The organism is Ignavibacteria bacterium, from assembly GCA_016707005.1.
Classification (GTDB): Bacteria; Bacteroidota; Ignavibacteria; order Kapaibacteriales; family Kapaibacteriaceae; genus UBA10438.
Genome location: JADJIQ010000002.1, coordinates 284,270 through 305,544, shown reverse-complemented (window position 1 = coordinate 305,544; position 21,275 = coordinate 284,270). Strand labels below are relative to the sequence as shown.

At 48.5% G+C, this 21,275-nt stretch carries 11 protein-coding genes; 10 read left to right on the top strand and 1 reads right to left on the bottom strand.

Going from position 1 to position 21,275, the window contains the following annotated elements; translation table 11 throughout:
• The first annotated feature begins 15 nt into the window (after positions 1-15).
• From IPI29_04190 to IPI29_04150, 9 genes are all read left to right on the top strand, one after another.
• Entirely contained in the window at positions 16-3,753 is a 3,738-nt protein-coding gene (locus tag IPI29_04190) for a choice-of-anchor D domain-containing protein (GenBank protein ID MBK7411737.1), read from the top strand.
• A gap of 160 nt (positions 3,754-3,913) precedes the next feature.
• Positions 3,914-4,588, top strand: coding sequence for a hypothetical protein (locus IPI29_04185; protein ID MBK7411736.1), 675 nt, complete (start codon positions 3,914-3,916; stop codon positions 4,586-4,588).
• 380 nt (positions 4,589-4,968) lie between these two features.
• On the top strand, positions 4,969-5,412 hold the full coding sequence (locus tag IPI29_04180; protein ID MBK7411735.1) for a hypothetical protein: 444 nt from the start codon (positions 4,969-4,971) through the stop codon (positions 5,410-5,412).
• Positions 5,413-5,716: 304 nt separating this feature from the next.
• A complete protein-coding gene (locus IPI29_04175) occupies positions 5,717-6,292 on the top strand; it encodes a hypothetical protein (GenBank protein ID MBK7411734.1) in 576 nt (191 codons plus the stop codon).
• A gap of 781 nt (positions 6,293-7,073) precedes the next feature.
• Complete coding sequence (locus tag IPI29_04170; protein MBK7411733.1) at positions 7,074-8,303, top strand: site-specific integrase; 1,230 nt, start codon at positions 7,074-7,076, stop codon at positions 8,301-8,303.
• A gap of 120 nt (positions 8,304-8,423) precedes the next feature.
• Positions 8,424-9,818 carry a hypothetical protein gene (locus IPI29_04165; protein ID MBK7411732.1) on the top strand — a complete coding sequence of 465 codons (1,395 nt, stop codon included), beginning with the start codon at positions 8,424-8,426 and terminating at the stop codon, positions 9,816-9,818.
• Positions 9,819-10,581: 763 nt separating this feature from the next.
• Entirely contained in the window at positions 10,582-15,540 is a 4,959-nt protein-coding gene (locus tag IPI29_04160; protein MBK7411731.1) for a hypothetical protein, read from the top strand.
• 250 nt (positions 15,541-15,790) lie between these two features.
• On the top strand, positions 15,791-17,083 hold the full coding sequence (locus tag IPI29_04155; protein ID MBK7411730.1) for a hypothetical protein: 1,293 nt from the start codon (positions 15,791-15,793) through the stop codon (positions 17,081-17,083).
• A 390-nt stretch (positions 17,084-17,473) separates the two neighbouring features.
• Positions 17,474-17,797, top strand: a complete 324-nt coding sequence (locus IPI29_04150; protein MBK7411729.1) for a hypothetical protein — start codon at positions 17,474-17,476, stop codon at positions 17,795-17,797.
• A gap of 31 nt (positions 17,798-17,828) precedes the next feature.
• Here the strand turns inward: IPI29_04150 and IPI29_04145 are convergent, their stop codons facing one another.
• Complete coding sequence (locus IPI29_04145) at positions 17,829-18,557, bottom strand: hypothetical protein (GenBank protein ID MBK7411728.1); 729 nt, start codon at positions 18,555-18,557, stop codon at positions 17,829-17,831.
• Between the two features lie 185 nt (positions 18,558-18,742).
• Here IPI29_04145 and IPI29_04140 point away from each other — a divergent pair, with 185 nt between their 5' ends.
• A complete protein-coding gene (locus tag IPI29_04140; protein ID MBK7411727.1) occupies positions 18,743-21,271 on the top strand; it encodes a DEAD/DEAH box helicase family protein in 2,529 nt (842 codons plus the stop codon).
• Positions 21,272-21,275 lie beyond the last annotated feature (4 nt).

Sequence of the window (21,275 nt, the reverse complement as noted above, 5' to 3'; positions counted from 1 at the left end):
GCACTCTTGACCATCATGAAACTCCTCATCACATCGCTTCTATGTCTTGCGTGTTTGGATCAGGCAAGTGCTCAATCGATCACACTCTTCGATGTTGACGCTTCAAGTTTCCCGACGATAAAGGCAAAGTTCTATGCTTTTGATGCAGCGGGCAACCAACAACAACCAAGTGCTGGTGAGCTTTCATTGACAGAGAATGGCAAACCACGAACAATAGCGAGCGTGATATGTCCACCCTTGCAACCACCGGAAGCAATATCAGTGGTTCTGGTGATTGACGTGAGCGGGTCGATGGGATCGGGCCGAGGCTCAGTGCCAAACATTGAACTAGCGAAGTCTGCAGCCAGGGCGTTCGTCAGTGGTTTGCCCCTTGGCGAAAGCGAATGTGCAATCACAAGTTTTGACGGCTCAAATTATCTAAATCAAGATTTCACTACCGATAGGGACAAGCTTTTAAACGCGATATCGCAGCTGAAACCGAATGGTGGAACAGACTACGATGCCGCGCTCATCAATCCAATGGCTGGTGGTTTGATCGTAGGCAAGCGAGGCATTCATCAAAAGGTAATTGTGTTCCTTACTGATGGACAAGGAGGCGGAACAGAAAGCGCGATCGTTGCAGAAGCAAACGGCCAAAACTGCATTGTGTATTGCGTCACGTTAGGTATGCCTGCTCCCGACATTCTCGAGAACATTGCTAGCCGCACGGGTGGGCAGACCTACGAGAACGTAACAACGGTAGAGGGAGCAGTGGATGTGTACAATAGAATTCTCCAAGTTGCTCAGGGAAGCTCACCGTGTGACATTACCTGGACTAGCGGCGTTTCTTGTATCGTTGGCAATACAACCATCGAGTTATCATGGCAAGGTCAGAGATCACAAACAGGCTACGCGCCGCCGTCCAATGCAATCGCTTCATTAAAGGTAGCACCTACCTACGTTGCCTTCGGCAAGCGACTTCCTGCTACTCAAAACGATACAACGCTCACGCTCACCGCTCAAAATGCAGACTTCACCGTAACGGGTATAACACGAACGTTTGGCTCTGCTGATATTACTGTAGTCAATACTACTTTCCCGCTTACCATTCCGCAGAACACCAGCCGAACAATTACGCTCCGTTTAGTGCCGAGTGACTCAAGTCATAAGTATGCAAGTTTCGAAATCGCAACTGACAAATGCCCCGGCTACTTTAGTGCAAACAGCGGCTTCCCGGGGAAGAAAGCAACGGCTTCCACGCTAAAGCTTACGCAGCCGAACGGCGGCGAGATCTATGTAGTGGGAAGTGACACTTTGATATCATGGACGGGAATTGCTCCAAGTGATACGGTGAAGCTGGAGTACAGCGTAAATAACGGCATCACATGGAAAGTAATCACGGTTAAGGCCACAGGGCTGAACTTTACATGGAAGAATGTACCAAGGCCGCCAAGCGCTCAGTGCTTAGTCAGGGTAAGCCAAGGTGGGAACACCGCTGCCACTGCCGATACTACCGGCGCTATCCTCACACTAACAGGACATACAGACCAAGTTATAGGCGTTGCCTTTAGCCCGGACGGGAGTAGAATTGCTACAGCAGGCTTTGATATCACTGCTAAGATTTGGGACGCAAATACAGGCGGCCTCATTCGGACACTGATTGGGCACACTACACATGTTCATGGTATTGCCTACAGCCCCGATGGGAGCAGAATCGCTACGTCAAGCTTTGACCAAACAGCAAAGATATGGGACGCAAATTCGGGCGCGTCCATTCGCACACTAACAGGACATACTTCCTATGTTTTAGGCGCTGCTTTTAGCCCGGACGGGAGCACAATTGCTACGGGAAGCATGGACCAAACCGCAAAGGTCTGGGACGCTAATGCCGGCGTGCTCCTTCGCACACTAACAGGACATACTGGCGGTGTTCGTGGCGTTGCCTTTAGCCCTGACGGGAGCAGAGTTGCTACAGCAAGCGATGACAACACCGCCAAAATATGGGGCGCAAATACCGGCGTGCTCATTCGTACACTGACAGGACATACTTCCAATCTTGCTGGCGTTGCCTTTAGCCCTGATGGGAGCACAATTGCTACGGCAAGCCATGACCAAACAGCAAAGATTTGGGACGCTAATACCGGCGTGCTCATTCGCACACTAACAGGACATACTTGGTATGTTTTTGGCGTTGCTTTTAGTCCTGACGGTAATAGGATTGCTACCGCAAGCCGGGACAGCACCGCCAAGATATGGGACGCTAACACTGGGGCCCTTATTCGTACTCTTACGGGCCATTCAAATAGTCTTACAAGTGTTGCTTTTAGTCCTGACGAAAGATCAATTGTAACTGGAAGCTGGGATCGTACGGCAAAAATATGGGACATAGGTCAAGCAACTTCGCAGTCGGACGTTTCCGATGCTGTCTTCTCCATCGTCGCACCTTCTCCTGCAAGCGAAGATGTAGATATGCGTCAATGCCTAGTTGGCAGTGATCGAGATTCTTTGGTCTCTACCTTTGCAAGCAACGTTGGCACCTTTCAATATCGCGTCGATTCTATTGCGATCGTAGGGTCTGATGCCTCTCAGTTCTCACTCGTGTCGGGCATTCCACCTTTCACTGTGCCAACGAGCAGCTCACGAGCCGTAGAGTTCCGGTTCTCACCTACTTCAATTGGGACAAAAACCGCACAACTGATCATCTTCACTCAATCCGATACGCTGCGACAAACGATTCGCGGAGAAGGAATTGCGCCATCGCTTGCTGTAATTAGTGACGTGATAGACTTCGGTAAACTTGTGGTTGGAGGGGTGAAGGATACTCTTCGCGCAATCACAATTAAAAACATTGGCAGTGCACCGCTGAGCATTACCGCAACTCGCCATGCTGGACCAAACGACTTCGACTTCTCAACTCTTGCTGGTGGTGGAAGCTTCACTCTTGCCCAAGGTGATACGGCTAAATTGGATCTGCGGTTTCTACCATCAGATTTAGGTAGAACCAGCGGACGATTGTTGTTCGAGTACAATGGTGTAGGGAGTCCTGCCACGGTGCAACTCTTTGGCGAGGGAACGATCAACAGCTTGGATACAGCTCGTACCACTGTTGTTGCCCAGGATATCATAGCCCAGGCAGGTGAGAGAGTGAACCTCACATTATCACTCCAGAAACAAACTGGCTTGCAGGCCACAGGCGCACCAACGAAGTGGTTCGCCCGCATCCGCTACAATTCATCAATACTCTTCGTTGAACAAAACGGCAGTGAATGCTCCGGTTCAGCCGATAGCTGCATGCTCGAGCTCTCAGGGACGTACAATCCGGCGAGTAACGAATTGATTTCTGTTCCATGTCTTGCGACGCTTGGCAATACCGACAACTCATCGATCATCATCGACGAGTTCCGATGGACAAACAGCGGAATTGTCGCCGAGACGTTGACTCAAGACGGCAGAATACGAATCAATGGGATCTGCGACGATGGCGGCGCGCGATTGTATATCTCAGCAAAGAACTCTACGTCGCTTACCACCCGCCCCAACCCAACACAAAACACAATGGAGATCCATTATGGTCTCCGTGAGCCGCTGACCATCACTCTCGAACTGTTGAATATGATGGGTCAGGTAGTACAGACCTTTGTGAGCAACAAGGCCGAAGCCGCAGGCGGCTATGTCCACACAACAGACGTCAGCGCCATTGGTAACGGGGCGTATCAATTGCGAATGGTGACCAACAAAGAGACTCTCACAACTCGTGTAGATGTAGTCAGATAACATACGGCATCTAGACGCATGCTGACTTACTCAACCCAATGGTAGATTGCGATTACGAGGTGTGGAGACCGATCTCACGTGGACAGGGAAACGTGAACAGTTTGACGGGACAACGCTGACAATCCGACGTCATGTAAGCACAAATAGGAGTGGTACTTCAATGAGAAACGTTAAACAGATCCTGATAGCAGGATTACTCGTAGTGTCGGCAACGGCACTTTACTCCTTTGACGTATCGACACATTGGTCCGCTGCAGGCAGTCACCCAAGAAGCTATGAAATGGGAGTGGACACGATCGTAACCATGGACGGCAAGGTCGTTTCAACCATCAAGTCAATTGACGCGAAGATCGATGGGTTTGGCACGTATATGTCAGTGTCCTTGCCAGATAAGTACCTGGGTAAGAGGATCAGAATGTCCGGCTATCTCAGGACAAAGGATGTTTCGGACTGGTCCTCATATTGGTTGAGAGTTGATGGGGGCGATCCTATAGGTAGTCTTGAATTTGACAACATGCACGACGGTAAAGCTGATAGATCCGTAACTGGAACAACCGATTGGAAGAAATGTGAGATCGTGTTAGATGTACCACAAGCTGCTTCTCGTATCGCGTTCGGTGCGTTACTTGTCGGGACAGGACAGATATGGTTTCTAGATCCTACGTTTGAAGTCGTGGATGCGACTGTTCCTACAACTGGCATTTCCCCCTCAGAACAAGGTGGGGACACAACAATGTATGTTGTTGCCATTGCAGCTGGTCTACTGATCGGCGCTGGGATCCTTGGTTGGGTATGGGCGATAAGATCTCGGAGACGGAGAAGTGCAACGTCGTAGTTGTTGAGTGTTGCAGACGTAGTAGATGGATATAACAAACGGACTGCATACCTTGACCCGTGTTCCAGGACTTCTGAAGTCAACTGGCGTTCGCCGACAAAGCATCAGCACAGCAAGTGGGTGTCAACGTATTCACACCGTATGAATCGTAACTGGAGATTCCACGGCCCTTGACCACCAGATTCCACAAATAGTTGACCACGCTCATTGTGGAATGCAGAATTGCTAAGCCCCATGCTAGATTGCAGTTGAGTCTTCGTTGGCGTGCAGTTTCGAGTGGTCACTTTGACGCGGAAACAGGTGTTTACTGTGAGCGGATTCTCCACTAGGCAGGCGGATTCTCCTGTAAAATACGTTGCGTCACATATGAAGCACTAAGTATGACTCAAGAGTACATCTCGTTTAGAAAGTGGCCGGCAGATCATGCGCAAGAGGCGTATGAAGCTGGGTTTTACATCGAGACGCTTCAAGTCCTTCACGGCTGGATAGAAGTGAAGCTACGAGAGCTATTGCATCTACAGCGCGCTGGTCGTTTCAAAAAGACAACTGATGAAGAGTTGGCCCGGTCTTGGAATATGAGCAATGAGCTCTCTTTATCCATGATTGCTAAGGCCCTATTTGTAGCCGGCGAACTGTCTGAAGGAACGCTTGATCAAGTCTTGCAGTTTAATCGAACAAGAAACAACATCGTGCACAAGTTGTTTTATGATCCATATAATAAGGAATACCTCGGGGTACCCAAGGAAGAATACGATAGAGCGTATCGAGACGGAGTAGAACTAGGGTATGTGATTGAGAACTTGTCGGCTCGACGCATTGAATGAAGAGAGGTACGACTACCACCTTGTTTCCTCCCAAGTTCTGTGGTTAAGTAGACTCTCTGCTTGGACTATACAGTGCTTCCCATTTCAGGATGGAAATTGTGTTGGCATTGACTACCTCATTCCGTACGTAACTGACCACCGTATCTAGTGACAAGCTGACTTGCAAGTCCCAATGCTAGATTGCAGGTGCTAATGCAATGTAGTACGATCTGAATTGGTTGTTATATGCGGGATAAGGGAAACCTGTCTGCCCATGAAGGCGCGGGAAGTTCAATATCAATTCCACACCGAACAGAATGATCTTATGAAGAACACGTTGGTAGTAATGGTTTTACTCATGACTATTGGATGTCAGGCAGCGACTTCGCAGCATGATGACTTAACCGAAACATTTGACAAGTACATTAGAGCGACCAAGTCAGACAGTCCAGCAGAACAGCTAGAGTATCTTCACCCAAGAGTCTTTGACTTCATCTCCAAAGACACACTTCTTTTGGGCTTAGAATTGATTAAACAAAGCACGATGATAAAGGCTGGCAATGAAAAGATCGTTTCAAAATCTGACGTAATTACCCATGATGGTGTACAGTATGCACTGCTAACATATAGCCAGCAACTATCAATGGACGTATCCGATATGAAAGGCCAGGGCGGTGCAAATGTTGCCATTTCGCTCATGTTAAATGAACTAAAGAGTCAATACGGTGCAGATAATGTAGTGTTTAACGAAAAGCTCTTCACTGTGGAAATGACTACGACTAATTACGTCTATGCTATCCTTGACTCGAAGTATCGTGAGTGGAAGTATTTACCTAAAACCAAAGAGTTAGCTCATGTAACGGAGCAAGTAGTCCCAGACACGATACGGCAAAGGTTCTGATCTCCATCCCCAGCGACATCAAATCAAAGGGGCTTCACATAAGTCGAATCACGCTTCATATGGTCATAGTTCGAGGTCGTACGCCGTATGGATGATCTCTTTCATTGTGTCTGTAGACGCAGTGTTGATTCGTATTGTGGTTGACTCTTCGATGTTCGGCTTAGATGGCATATTGTTGACTATGCTATTCTCTTTTGTTATAAGTGGAGCTGCCTTGTACTACGTTTACCTAAGAGATAAGAAGTACGCTCACGCTCTAGTCGAGATCTATCGTGCTGATCGGAGAATGGCATGGTATGCACGGATCGTGGCAATAGCCTTCTACTCATCGCCCGCACCGATTATGGCTATTCACATGTTGGTGAATGGAAAGCACTATCAATAGGAGAAATCAAAGGTGTGGTGATTTCAGCAGTTGCACGTCGCAGAATAACACGAGTTGACCGCCCTGCAGTGCGCCTAAGTTCGTGATCAAGAAGGGGCGGTCGGTCGCGCACCGTGATAAAACGGACGGTGGCTCCACCGTAAGCCAAATAGTAAGCCAAAACGACAAAACCCTTGTAACTCTAAGAGCTACAAGGGTTTACGTATGTCTGGAGTAGCGGGGGCAGGAAATGAACCTACGGTTATCCTGAGATATCCCGAGAAATCAGAACGTATGATTACTTGCTTATATACTATAGACTTACGTAGATTGTAGACGTCTGGTGATATCTCGAATAATCCCGAGATCAAGCAAAAAACCGTCACCTGTACCGTCACCTGAGATTGAAGGAATGGCATGGCACAGACCCGTCTATACCTCAAAAAGGGCATCAATCGTGATGGCCGTTCGGCAGTGATCCTGAGCGTATTCGTTAACAATGCCCGAATGAGGTTGGGTACTGGTGTGACGGTTAGACCGGAAGACTGGAATGAGTTGAAACAGGATATCAAACGGTCGGACCCCAACTATTCCGCGCTGAACGCCATGCTCAAGGCGCGGACAATAGAGGTCGAAACGGCTGTCTTGAATGGGATTGCTATTCACGGGGAGGCGTTCTCACTAAGGATCCTAACCGAGGAGCTGTCGCGCCGTCGGGTGGATCGTAACCCAAACGACTCGGTTGAAAAGGCATTCTCATTCTGGGACTTCTATGCCCAGTTCATAGCATCTAAGAAGAACGAACTGGAGCCCCGGACCATCGCGAAGTACAACACTCTGAAGGTGATCCTGAAGGAGGTGGAGAAGGGCAAGGACGCACTGAAGTTTGAGGACATCGATCATACCTTCTATGATCGATTCCGGAACCACATGATCAAGAAGCGGAAGCTGACCAACAACACCATTGGCAAGTACGTGAGCACCTTCAAGACGTTTTTGTCGTGGGCAGTGGATAGGGGAGCCCCCGTTCACCCCGCCTACCGCAAGTTCAAGGTCGATGAGGAAGATGTCGAGGTAGTGGCCCTCACATGGGACGAACTCCAGCTCCTTGAGAAAGTCGATCTCTCTGCCAACCCACGTTTAGACCGTGTGCGCGATCTCTTCCTTCTTGAGTGCTACACCGGAGCACGTTTCGGTGACATCCAAACCATGCACTACGATGACATTCGCGATGGCGTATGGTGTCTGCGTCAACAAAAGACCAAGACCGAGGTTCGCATTCACATCTCCAAGCGTGCCGATGCCATCATCACCAAGTACCGAAGCATTGGCAGTCCACTTCCGTCCATAAGTTCCCAGAAGTTCAACGGTTACATAAAAGAACTCGGTAAGGTCGCCAAGTTAGATAGTCCCTTCCGACAAGTACGACGAAGTGGTAAGACCGCATCCGAGAAGCGCGGTCCAAAGTGGGAGTTCTTGTCAAGTCACGTAGCGAGAAAGACGTTTGTGTCCATCTCACTTGAAAGGGGCATGCGCCACGAAGTCGTCATGAGCTTCACAGGACACAGAAGCTTCAAAACGATGAAGAAGTATATTGCGCTCACCGAGAAGGGGCGTAAGGAAGATGTTGAGAGGGTGTGGGGGTAATCGTCATTCAATCCTACTTAACTTTCTTTGATGTTAAATGTTATTTGGTTAAGTAGTATCACATGGTATGAGTAAATAGTATCTGGAGTATACATCATGACTTTCAGTTTGTCAGTAATTATGTCCGTCATCCTTTTGGTTGTCACAGTAGACGTCGCAGTCTCTCAACCCAAGATGATAGAAGACACTTCACTTCTGTGGTCAACAGAGTTAACTGCAGGAACCTACGGGACTGTGAAAGCAGCCATGGCAGAAGAGGCTGATCTGCTCTTCGTCGCTACTGTGAACTCGATCAATGTACTCCGTGCATCGGACGGATCGATCATAGACTCGATTAGCACAAGGACTCCAAGTCGAACGAATGCAACTCAGGTTGCTTGCTCCCGTGATGGTAAAGTGCTTTGCCTGCTCTATCGATACTATCCTGTTGATGGCGACAGTGGTGGTGCGATGATCATGGAGTATCCATCGAAACGCATCATTCATGAAAATGTATGTCCTCCCGTTAGCATTCCCGGTGGTGGAGGAATCTTGTGGCAATCCTCTCATGTGTCGGTCTCGCCAACAGGTAGATACGTTGTAGTGCCTTGGGATGCCCAAGCACGTATTAAGCTCATTGATTTACAGAGAGATACTTCGTGGCTCGTTCAGGGCCACTCATGGTTGCCAACAGCGTTCGATGAAGCAGAGACGGTATGTGTGACATGGGATGGACCAAACAACATTAATGACGAGAATCGGGGCCAATGTAGAGTGTCGTGGCTTGACAATCCGTTGAGCCAGTACAAGACTTTCGCTTCGAACTACGGGAGGTCGAGTGAGGACACCTACTTGGGATTGTCACGGGACGGGAGATACCTATTTCATGGAGGGTATGCAACTGAGTCTATGTTCGATAGACCAGTGAATCCCGGTTTCACTGTTTGGGAAGTAGCTACTGGAAGAGTGATGAACCAAGTTCATTACAGCGGATGTTATGGATATTGGGGCTTCAGCCCTACAAGCGACTGGTTCTCTACGTGGGTGATTCATCCCGAGTATGGCGGTGCGAACTATGTCTTCTTCGTTGGCGACTCTTTGCCACGCTATCGATTTCAGACAAGTGCGTCATTTTATGATCGTGATTTTTCACGAGGTTTCAAGAAATTGCGATATGACTCCATCATAACAGCGCGCAAGATCGAAACTGCAATCGTCCCAGTAAGTGTCGATCATGACCAACCAATTCTTAGATACCCTCAAGTTCGCAGAGGGCCAAGCAGCGATGATATTACGATCGACGTCTATTCGCAAGAAAATCTTGGCATGGGTGAAGATGACAGGCTGGTATGCCAAATGTTCGATTTGAACTTAAGGTTGATCTCGACGCATGAACTCACCCCAATCGTATTGGACAAATCGAGTTTCAGGTTCGTGCTACACATGAATACCGTCACAGCTCCAGGAGTATACATGGTAACTTTCAGGTCTTCGTTGTCGAGTGTCCGTGGTACTATCAAGTTCTTGCTTGACTAGCATTGCTTTCTATCATGCACGTCACAATCGGCTAAGTATAAAAAGAGGGTGCCCAATGAACGTTCTAAAGTGCAAATCCATCAGCGTCATATTATCTCTCATTATAGCTTTTGTTCCGGAAGTATACTCGCAATCGACACGTCCTAGTCGTTTGCCAAACTTGAATTGGTTAAGCTCAAGCACGAGCTATCAATCGAAGTGGGCCGAGCAGGTAACTGCCGTATCCGATTCAGTTGAGACAAAATCATTTCTAATAGGTTGGAATTGGAACGCACCACACCAAAAGTTGGCTCGGAAGTACGGTGCACGTGTCTGGCACGTTGGAGATTATACTGATGCATACCGAAACTTCTTGACTACAATAGACAATATGCAAAAAGATTTTGTGCTCAAGTATGTTCCGAATATGTTGCTTATACCGGCAGTCCGCGGAATATCTGACTGGGATTCTTCTGCTACTCCGGGGTCGAATCCTAGCGAGTCAAATGCAATGAGATTCGAACCGTGGCTACTGTATGATTCCACCTCGAATGATTTTATGTTGAGTACTCAGGATACGAGCGGAGGAGTGTTCGGTTTTCGATATCGGACCTCAAAGGGTAGTTACCATGGAACGACACAAAAATATTTCAGGCTCCATACATCGCTAACGGACACAGTTGCCTTTGTTGCACTTGATAGTGTTGCTCCCGATGACCAACTTAGAATGTGGAGACACAAAAGCGATCATCTTTATCGTCAAGAGAACACGAGGATGATGCTGGTGTCTGTCTCTTTCAGAGCATCAGGTCCCGATTATGGTGGTGCCGAAGACGACACATTATTCGTTATCGAGTTGCCATATCGTAAAAACAACGATAGCGCAGGGCTCATAACTTTTGCTTGTTTGCCAATTAAGGACTCAGGAGTTGTAAAAGTCAAAGATGCATTCGGTTCAAATGTTGGAATGATGACGGTACTTCCAGTAACCAATGGCGACTTCACTGTCAATGCATCTGGAACAAAAAAGTTTGCAGTTCTGCGGTGGATGTTGCGCAAGCACTTTGAATCCACTAGTAGCATCATTACTGTTTCAGCCGGATTTCAATGTGACTATACAAAGACAATCGGCGGAGACACAATGGACTGGAAAACCGCAGATCATAACAATCCGCGCTTTGCCTACGCTTTTGGCGGCTACGGTAATGTATCTAACTCCATACATGAACATGATTCATCAAGAATCTCGAGAATTGGAGTGCGACTGATCTATTATCCCAAGAGCGGTAGTGGAAATGGAATCGATTTGTTTAACATCAGAATCGCGACCCCGCATGCGGATAGATTTCTTTGGGGTAAGTACGACAAGGCCATTCAGGACAGTGTTAATGAGTACGTTACCAATGTCCACATTCTCAATACTGGTGATACAATATCAGGGTATCAGTCTCCAGTAACAGATTACGGTAAAAGGGCAAAGATTTGGAAATTCTATGGACGAGACGAAGCCATGCCTATGCAGTGGCTTGCCTTTAGATATATGAATAGGAAACTTGACGGAAGACTAATCACTGAAGTGTCTTCTAGGTGGTCGGCCAAACAACGCCATGTTATGGAACAAGAGACGCAATGGCAAGGGGAAGGCATGCAGTGTCATAATCAGATTGCTTCCTATGCGTACAAGCATGGTTACAATCGGGTAAGTGAAACCACAGATGCGTCAACGCAAGAAAGTTATGCCAATTTACGTTTCGGCTTTGAGGATCTGAGGGTTAACGGCAGTCTCTCTCATAACCCGGATTCGTTTTTAAAGAGTCGCGAGCACTCTAACGGTATTCCTCCGCTACCGTTTCCGGATGTTCCGGATTCAACGGGTAGATATCTTTCTGGCTACCCTGGCGGTATACTTGCCTACTACGAATATATCGTAAAGAACTTCTATGCCAACGAAGCCACATTGCTGTTTGGCAATAAGCCTTGGATGGCAAATGTATGGTTAAACAGTTTTATGACGGCTACAGGTGGAACCAGCCCAAAGGTAGTATATCGTAATGCCAGGGCGAAATCTGCTACAGAACTGCGACTTGCTATGTGGATGCCAATAATGCTTGGCTGTCATGGTATCATGATCTACAAAGGGGAGTCAGGATTTGGAAGTGGCTTCACTTTGCCACAGAATCCTAGTGAACATTCGGAGGGTGTTGGCGTTCCCCGTGTGACGGAATTCGAAACTGGTCTATATCATTCTCGTGATCCATTGGACACAACCTTTGATTTGACTTCGCTACCAATTGATTCAATTCTGTACGGAAGCGTGCTCGGTGATGACTACTTTTATCAGAATGATACTTCTCACATCGACGCCTATTTTAAAGATGGGTTTACGACCTTTCTTGATAGTTTGAATGGCGGTCCTGTCGCGGGTGTATATCGACTTTACTCTGGAGTTCAATCTGCTCGCCTAACTACGAACGAGGTTTGTGAGACGATCAACGAGATGCAGTACAAGCTTGGTGGTAGAGATGACACGACAGCTGCTCATCCACTTGCAGCTATGCAGTTGCGAGGATGGTGGGGAAAAGGGTTTACAAAGTTTATTGTCGAGCACCCATCTTCAATCGGCTGCGTACTTGAGCGAATTGATACGAGTAGAGCTCGCATGAAGGCTCGCCATCCAAGAAGATTGCGAGATTATGCACCTCAGAGCGATGCACCGGGCCACTATGATTATGAGTCATACGACTCACTCTTTGTTGATGTCACTTTGCATTCGCTTAAGAGTGACACGACAATGGACTCGTCGTGGGTTATTGGCGTCCTCAATCGACGCACCGACCCACGAATGCAAGCGCATGATGCAATCTTCAACAAGTCGGATTCGGCAGAATGGAACTTCACAACCTATAAGGATTGGCACGATAGTGTCAGTCAATACCCAACCACTAAATATGCTCAGCGTGGCGCTCGCCGGATTACCATACCGTTTTCCTATACAGCCGCCGATGGAAGGTATCGACTCTTACGACTGCGTGAGTTAGGTGGTGGTCTTGATACTGTAGTAGGGCAGGACAGAGAGATTACCCTCGATTTTCTTCCTGGACAGGGCAGGATGCTTCGTGTCGACGTAATCCCAGGAGATGAGAGGGGCACAGCACGAGGATGGCTCGATCACAATACGCAGAGGAAGATTGTTGTGTTTCCGGTGAGCGCAGGTGACACTGTCGGGTATCGTTCTGTGCCGAGCCTCGCCACGCCGGACACCTCGAATACTGAGTGTTCAGGCACTCCGTTCGTTCGTATGAAACATGGTTCTGACTTGCGTTACCATATGGTCTATCATCGCAGATTGAACCCGAATCAGCCAATGGGTACGGGTAACCCATTGGGTGTGTACTATCGTCGCAGCGAGCCACTCAAGATTTCTGGTGGCAGCGATTCGTCGTTCGCCGATGGCGGTGGTGTTGAATGGGAGCCCGAAATCCTCGTGAGCACTCATTTCTACGGTGCGCACAATCTTGTCGATACCCCGTCATGTGCGTTCCCATCGGTAGTTGTGCGATATGATCCCATATCTCACAAGTCACTCGCATATGTAGTCTATGCGTGCTCGCAGGACACTACACCTTCTAACTTAAACGACATCGCAATTTGCGAGGCAGTGCTTCCTGCTGATACAATTGGGTCGTCAGCTCAACAATCGGCGTTCGCTACAATGCAGTATGGCTCTCGAGTAATTGATGAGGTAAGGTCTCGAAGACCACAGTGTGCAATGAACGACGATAGATTGCGCTATTGGGGGACACCAATGGTATCCGCTGCAATAGATGGAAACTACTATTGCTGGAGCGACAACATCCGTGGAATCGTTTACGGTTTCAAGAGACCGATGGATCGCACCTTTATCTCTCCTGTTTTGCAAAATGTGAGATTCACACAGATGCAGAACGGGCAGGCCTTGTACCCCACACTTAACACGTATTCGAGACTCGAGATTGGCGAGACGGACTGTTCTATGGCTTGGCAGGAGGGGTCGCCGACCTATGGTTGTGATTTCGGCTCTCATATCTACTATACTCACCTCAATTACGATGTTGCGACGAATCAGTTGTCGCGAAGGCTGCGATTGTCTGGTGGGTTCAGGAACACATCCGGTCTATCCACGCTTGACTTTGTTAATGGAGTGCCTCGATGCGCCATCCTATCGCAAGGTGGTTCAACTGATTACAATGGAAAACCAACTTTGTATCGCTCACTAAGCGACTATGACCAGGCCGGATTTAACGGAACTGGAGCATTCCTCGATAGTGTTGGTATTCTTAACCACAAAGCAGATCGTATTGCTTGGGTGAATGCTGTCCGTATACCTGAACCCGTCAATCCACCGACATGGGACCGCTCGCGAATTGGAAGGCGAGTCGTGGATCTGATGGAGTATGCCCCATGTACGACTCTCGATACAGCGATGTTGTGGTCAAACGGGATAGGCTACATTGTGGATACGAATGATCTTTCGGCTCCTGAACTATCACTTGGTGAGCAGAAAACGGTGGTCTATGGTGTTCCATTGGCGGAATCGTGGGATAATGACGACACTTCAATGGTACTTACCTTCCAGCAGGACGTAGACGGTTCACCGACCACAAAGAACGTTTGGCACGTCGCATTTGGCTGGGATCTTGCTGGCATCGCAGGGCCACAATACCTGCCGCAGGATCCTGATTCACTTGAGCAATTGAATGAGCGATCCTATGTGAAGTTGATCGGAGAAAAAGGTCGTCATCCTCACGCGAGTACGAGGCACTCTGTAACCCACATGCAGGGGCTGACGAAGAACCGCCGTATATATGAACAATTGCCGTTCACCGACGCAGGGCATGCGTACGCACCAAGCATTGGGTTGTCAGCAGAAGGATTCTTTAAGCGCGACCTTGCATTCGAAAAGAGATTGGGTTCCGAGATTGCTACGCGAGTGTTTGTTGGCTACCGTTCGGATGAATTAGAAGCACTCGTCTCCGACATAAGTATCAACGACGACTTGTTACGACTCCGGCCAGAAGCAAGATCCGGTGGACTCAAAGTAGATGAGGGTTCGATACGACTTGTTTCAGAATGGCTCTATCTACCCGAGTCTTCGGAACTGAGAATCTCTTCTATCGCTTCTGGAACTTCTGCCACAGATGCCCAGATCGTGATTGAGCGAGAGAGCGATAACAGCAGACTACCCCTTCCCGTGTTTAATGTTCAAGGGGTAGTCCTTGGGCAGAAGTCAAAACCAACATCGTCTTTCACGTGGGATACCTATTCAGAACCAGCGATGCGGTATCGTCTTGTTCTAACAACGAACAAGAAAGATGCGAGGATCGTCAAGGACCTCGAACTGCACCCAGTGCAACCTCAGCAAACAATGTCGAAACAAGGAGAGGCATCTCCTATCCTCGATTTGCGACGAATGAGAACTCTTGACGGACTGACGGGCAGCTCTATCTCTGATCAAACCATAGAGATCATCCCGCAACCGGCACGAGAATACGCGACAGTCGTAATCAGAGGGGGCGTTTCGAACGACGCCAATGGCGACGTTCTTACAATAGTCAACGTCGACGGATCGGTAGTGGCAACGTTTGCTATCTCAAATCAAAGACACCAAGTAGTACATATTGATGTTTCAAACTTGGCTCCCGGAGTCTATTCCGTCAATATTGGAAGATCAATGAGTCGCGCCGTAATGTGTGTCGTACATTAAGCGGATGGAGGACGAGCCTTTGGCAGGGCAAGCCGCAGATTCGATGTCAAGGTGGAGAGTCCGCTTGTGCTGACCACATTGATTGGCACGTAGATGACCATCGCATATAATGGCATGCCTCCTTGCTAAACCCAATGCAAGATTGCTGTTGCCAAGGCGGTGGACTCCGATCTCAAGTAGCCACGGCAAAGCAGATTGTGATGGTCAAAGCAGACGGAATCACCACGCGATAGTCGCGCAAAGGAGTTCAATGTCAAGCCTTAAATATCAGCATCAATATTTCTGCTTTCCAATCTACGGCCTCCAGTGCGAAGACGCGGATGACGGGAATATTGGTCAGTTTCTCTTTAGTGATGCAACGATACTTTCTGGGTGGCAAGCGCGCCAGTTGAATCCGAATACGAATTCTAACCTTCAACTCGCGTTGTCGGACACTCAGCACTATTTAATTATTCGACGACCTGCGCTTGAACATTACGAAGAGCAGAATCATCATTTTGATGTTGTGTTGCAACGAGCGAAAGAAGTTCTTGCAGGGATATCATTGCCGTTGTTAGCCTATTCGAACTTCACGTCAAATCCTTCTCTGGCAACCGAAGTATACGAGTCAAGTATGAATACCATGGTCCATCTTCATGCTAACGGCGTGACTCTCCGAAATGAGCATGTGACGGCATTGCCTATCGCACTACCAGACTACAAATTCAAAAGAGCTGAACTTCTGGATCTCCTTAAACGCGAACCATACTCTTGGCTTACAGATGTACTGTTATTTACGAATCCAGGCAATCAGTTACATAGAACCGTTCGTAGAGCTGCATCAGCACTATACACTGGTATCAATCAGCCAACTCCTACGTTTCAGTTCTTTGGCTGTTGGGTTACTCTTGAAGTGCTCCTTAATTATGGTGTGCACAAGAAGATTATGAGCCGAGCAGAACTCCTTTTAGGAGAGCAAGTCTATCAGGACTATAGCTCTGGCAGTCTGGTAACGTATGACACGGCGAGTGGAAAGCGAAAGCAACGGACTGTCGACATGAGCATTATTCGTAACAGGCTCGTGCACGACGCAGATACGGCTACTATGGAGCATGTCTTTTATATCGTTCGCTTTGCGGCAAACGCACTTATGGCTTGTGCATATTATAGCAATGAATTTGAAACAAAGAATCAGCTGTGCGAGCACCTTGATTATGTTTCCCAAGTACGATCACAACCTCAAGGAAGAGACCTATTCGCGATTGCAGCGAAGTGGTCCGCCTTGTTTAGTGAGCAGTGCTTGTGGGATGCCAACTTTGCTCACTTGGTGTACTTCTTTGGCCTGTATAAACTCGATACTGTAGAAGATGAGTTTCTAACCCACACCGCCACCGCATTGTCAGTGCTGTTTGAGGTTCGTGGATATGAACCCTCTATAGCATATCAGAAACTGGCAAATGCGATGTACACAAGAAGGATGCCATTCCCAAACCATGAAAAGGCTTGGGAGTATATTGCTCTCAATCGCGGAAAGATTGATCCGGCTTTGAAATGGTTCAGTTGAAGTGTCTTTACTACCCCTGGCCAGCTTACAATAGTAGAGATTCCGCTCGCGTTGACCACTTCATTCCGCTTTTAACTGACCACCACACCTAATGTCATTCTGACCCACCCAACCCAATGCAAGACTGCAATTGCAAAGGCGTTGGAATACGATCTCAAGTGACCTCAACAACACAGATAGTAGTGATCAAGACAGGTGGAATTTCCATACCTATTGAACCTTGCCGTGCATCACCCAGTGGTCTTGCCAATACTCTGCTATGTTGTTGCGGACACTCCGGTTTCACTAGATTCGAAATTGTTGTCGCAATTGATGAATCGGCACGTCCACTATCGTCGTTCCGATGCCGTTGCCTGGAGCATATATCTCCATAAGTTAACGCAAAATCCTGTGCCCATTGAAATAGCTGATGAAGTTGTTGCATCAGTCGATTGCATGTCAATGGCTACTATATTGGCGATTCGTGAACATGAGGACCTTGTAGAATCTTTCGTCGCATCTCTGGATTCAAGCTATCAGTATAGACTTGATCAATACTGGATCCTGATTCATGAGATAAACCGACGCGGCAAGCTGCCATATGATGATCGTTTAGTAGAATACGTTAAGAGTACTGGGCTTGAACTATTGAAGCAAGAAGAAGTCTCGTTCATGGCGGAGCCTGAGCCCCTCGCGTTGGAGGAAGAAGAACCCGTAGATTGGCTCGACATATGATGCACTGCTGGATCAAGGCACAATCGATAGGCTAATCTGGGCGTGCCTCAACAAGAAATGCCCGTGTTCTAACAAGCAAATCGTCGCGCATTGGCATTGCTTGGGTCCGATATGCAGTACGATCCCGATTGTGGTCGGGACCAACGAGACTAAGCTCGTCGGCATCTTTTTTCTCAAAGAGTGCGTCCTGAATCAATTTCAGAAATGTCCGATAAGAATCGTGTAGTTCTAGCGGCAGCACAATACCAACTTTATCCAGTTGCCGAAATGCCGCTATACTTAAGTTGAGTGCGTCAGATAGCTTCTTAGAATGCAGGTATTGCGATAGAATCCTGTTCATAGTGTCGAAGTCTTTACTATCAGCTGCTTCGTCAAGCTTTCTAACAAGTCGGCCAGGCGCTTCGATATCAGTGAGATACTCCGCGCGATCTTCGTCTGATACATACCTTAGGTCGAGTGACTGCTGAATTGGGTTGAGTACAATCTGAGCGGACCAGAAGGCTTCCATTATACTCACCCATAACTCACTGACGACTTCAAACTGTTTCACCCCAACAAAGCGTGAGCGGCTGAGTTCGCTATCAATGAGAAGTCGAAGACGGACGAGCTCTTTTTCATGATCTTGTCTATTGGCTTCACCAACTGATCGAAAGCGATTGTCCAGCCATTTGTTAAAAAAGATCTTTAGGAAGGCGAGAACAACGCCGATTGGTATCAGCACGAGTGAAACGATCCATTTTACAAGGTCGACAAGTTCCATTTCTTAACTCGGTTTAGAAGAGTCGGTAAGACATTAACTGCTGGAGCCAGTTAAGGCGCAATGTGAATCCAGTATGACTACGAATCTACGACCTTAGAATCTGTGGGGTAGCATAGGGACGTCCGTTCACAATGTACTCAAGTCTTCTCCTCGTATCTTCGTCATTCGACATTTGATAGCCCGCCATGTCAGAAGCCACAGCCCGCATAAAGATCAATAAGCTCCTCGAAGAGGCCGGATGGCGGTTCTTCGCGGAAGGGGACCGTCCGGCGAATATCCGTTTGGAACCGGGGGTGACGATCAGCCGCACGGATCTGGATGAAATGGGGGAGAACTTTGAGCGTGCGGCACGTGGGTACGTCGACTTCCTCCTGCTTGATGAACGGAACTTCCCACTGGTGGTGCTGGAAGCCAAAAAGGAAGACCTGAGCCCCCTTGTAGGGAAGGAACAGGCACGGGCGTATGCGCTGTCGCAGAAGTGTCGGTTTGTGATCCTGTCCAACGGTGACGTGCACTATTTCTGGGATCTGGAACATGGCAATCCGGAACTGATCACATCGTTCCCCACACCAAAATCGGTCATGGGGAAGGGGGCTACACAGCCCAATCCTGAGCGTTTGGTGGCGGAACCGGTGGAGGCTGACTACGTGGTGCTGACGCAACGCCCCACATATGCGTCGGAGGCTGCATGGAAGAACGCGGACGAACGTGATGGGTTTGTGGCAGCGAACAAACTCAGGTTCCTCCGACCGTACCAGTTGAAAGCGGTGCAGGCGATACAAACGGCAGTGCAGGACGGACGTGATAGGTTCCTGTTCGAAATGGCTACGGGAACGGGGAAGACCCTTACCTCGGCGTCGATCATCAAGCTGTTTCTGCGGACAGGGAATGCTCACCGTGTGCTGTTTCTGGTTGACAGACTGGAACTGGAAAACCAAGCAAAGACGGACATCAGTGCCGTTCTCCGCAATGACTACCGAACGGTTGTTTACAAGGAGAACCGTGCTGATTGGCAGAATGCCGAGATCGTGGTCACAACGGTTCAGTCGCTATTGTTCGATAACAAGTACCAAAAGCTGTTCTCCCCAACGGACTTCGACCTTGTGATCTCCGATGAAGCTCACCGTTCCATTGGCGGAAATGCACGCGCAGTGTTCGATTACTTCGTGGGGAATAAACTTGGTCTTACAGCAACACCACGCGACTACCTAAAGAAGTTCAACCCTGACGATGACACAACGCAGGATCCGCGCGAATCTGAACGACGTCTCTTGTTGGATACGTATCGTACGTTCGGGTGTGAGAGCGGACAACCTACGTTCCGCTACTCCATGCTCGAAGGCGTCAAGGACGGATACCTCATCAGTCCAACCGTTGTAGATGTGCGCTCCGAGATCACTACAGCCCTGCTCTCTACAGAGGGGTTTGTTGTTAACGTAGCCGATGACACGGGAGAGAACGAACAAGAGTCCTTCAAGCAACGCGAGTTTGAGAAGAGGTTCTTCTCGGAGTCAACCAATCAGTTGTTCTGCAAGACCTTCCTTGAGAACGCTCTTGTGGATCCGATCAGCAAGGAGATAGGGAAGTCTATCATCTTTGCGGTGAGTCAGCTCCATGCAACGAAGTTGACGCAGATCCTGAACCAGATGGCAGATATCATGTTCCCGGGCAAGTACAACAGCGACTTCGCCGTACAGGTCACGTCGCAAATAGCCGATGCCCAACAATACACGCTCAACTTCAAATACAACACGCTTCTTGGCTCTGAGAACTTCCTGCAATCATACAAGACCAGCAAGGCACGTGTCTGCGTAACGGTTGGGATGATGACAACGGGCTATGACTGTTCTGATATCCTCAACCTCGGACTGTTCCGCCCCATCTTCTCTCCCACGGATTTCATTCAGATAAAGGGGCGAGGCACTCGCAAACACGACTTCACGGAATTGCTGTTTGATGCAGGGCTGAAGAAGAGCGTGGGCACGGTTACCAAGACCACGTTCAAACTGTTCGACTTCTTTGCCAACTGCGAATACTTCGAAGAGGACTTCTCCTATGGTGAGGTGCTCGAACTTCCCAAGCCTGGGGGGAAGAAGTATGACACGCCTGATGAGCCCCCTTCCAGCACTGATAGATACAAACACTTAGGTAGCGACATTCTTATGTCGCTCAATGAGCGGAAGATCGGTTATGAAGGCATGCGCATCGACCGCGAACTCTTTGGAACGTTTGAGTCGGAAATCCGTGCAGACCAGACGATCGTGGATGCCCTGCGTAGTGAACAGTGGGACTTGATCATCGACTACGTTAACAAGAAGTTTCTCGATGGAGAGAATCCACGTTATACGTTGGAACGTTTGCGCCTTGCTGCCGATGTGGACCGTCGGCTTACGGTACGTGAGATCATCGAGAAGAGTTTTGGTCTGATCACGGATTTCAAGATGCGTGATGAGTTGCTGGAGGAGGAGTTTGCCAAATTCCTCGTGGATTACAAACCGGATGATACAGATGCCATCCCTGCACTCAAGACCTACTTCAAGGCTTACGTGACAAGTGATGTTGTCCGTGACATCATTCAGAAGAAGGAGTTCGCGGATCTTGCAACGAACCCCGTTTTCAAGACCAGCGATTACAAGGCCGTTCCCGAGAAGTACCGGACCATTATTCCGCAATATGTGCGGGACTACGTGCCTATTAGCAACTTCGCCCCCTAAGGAA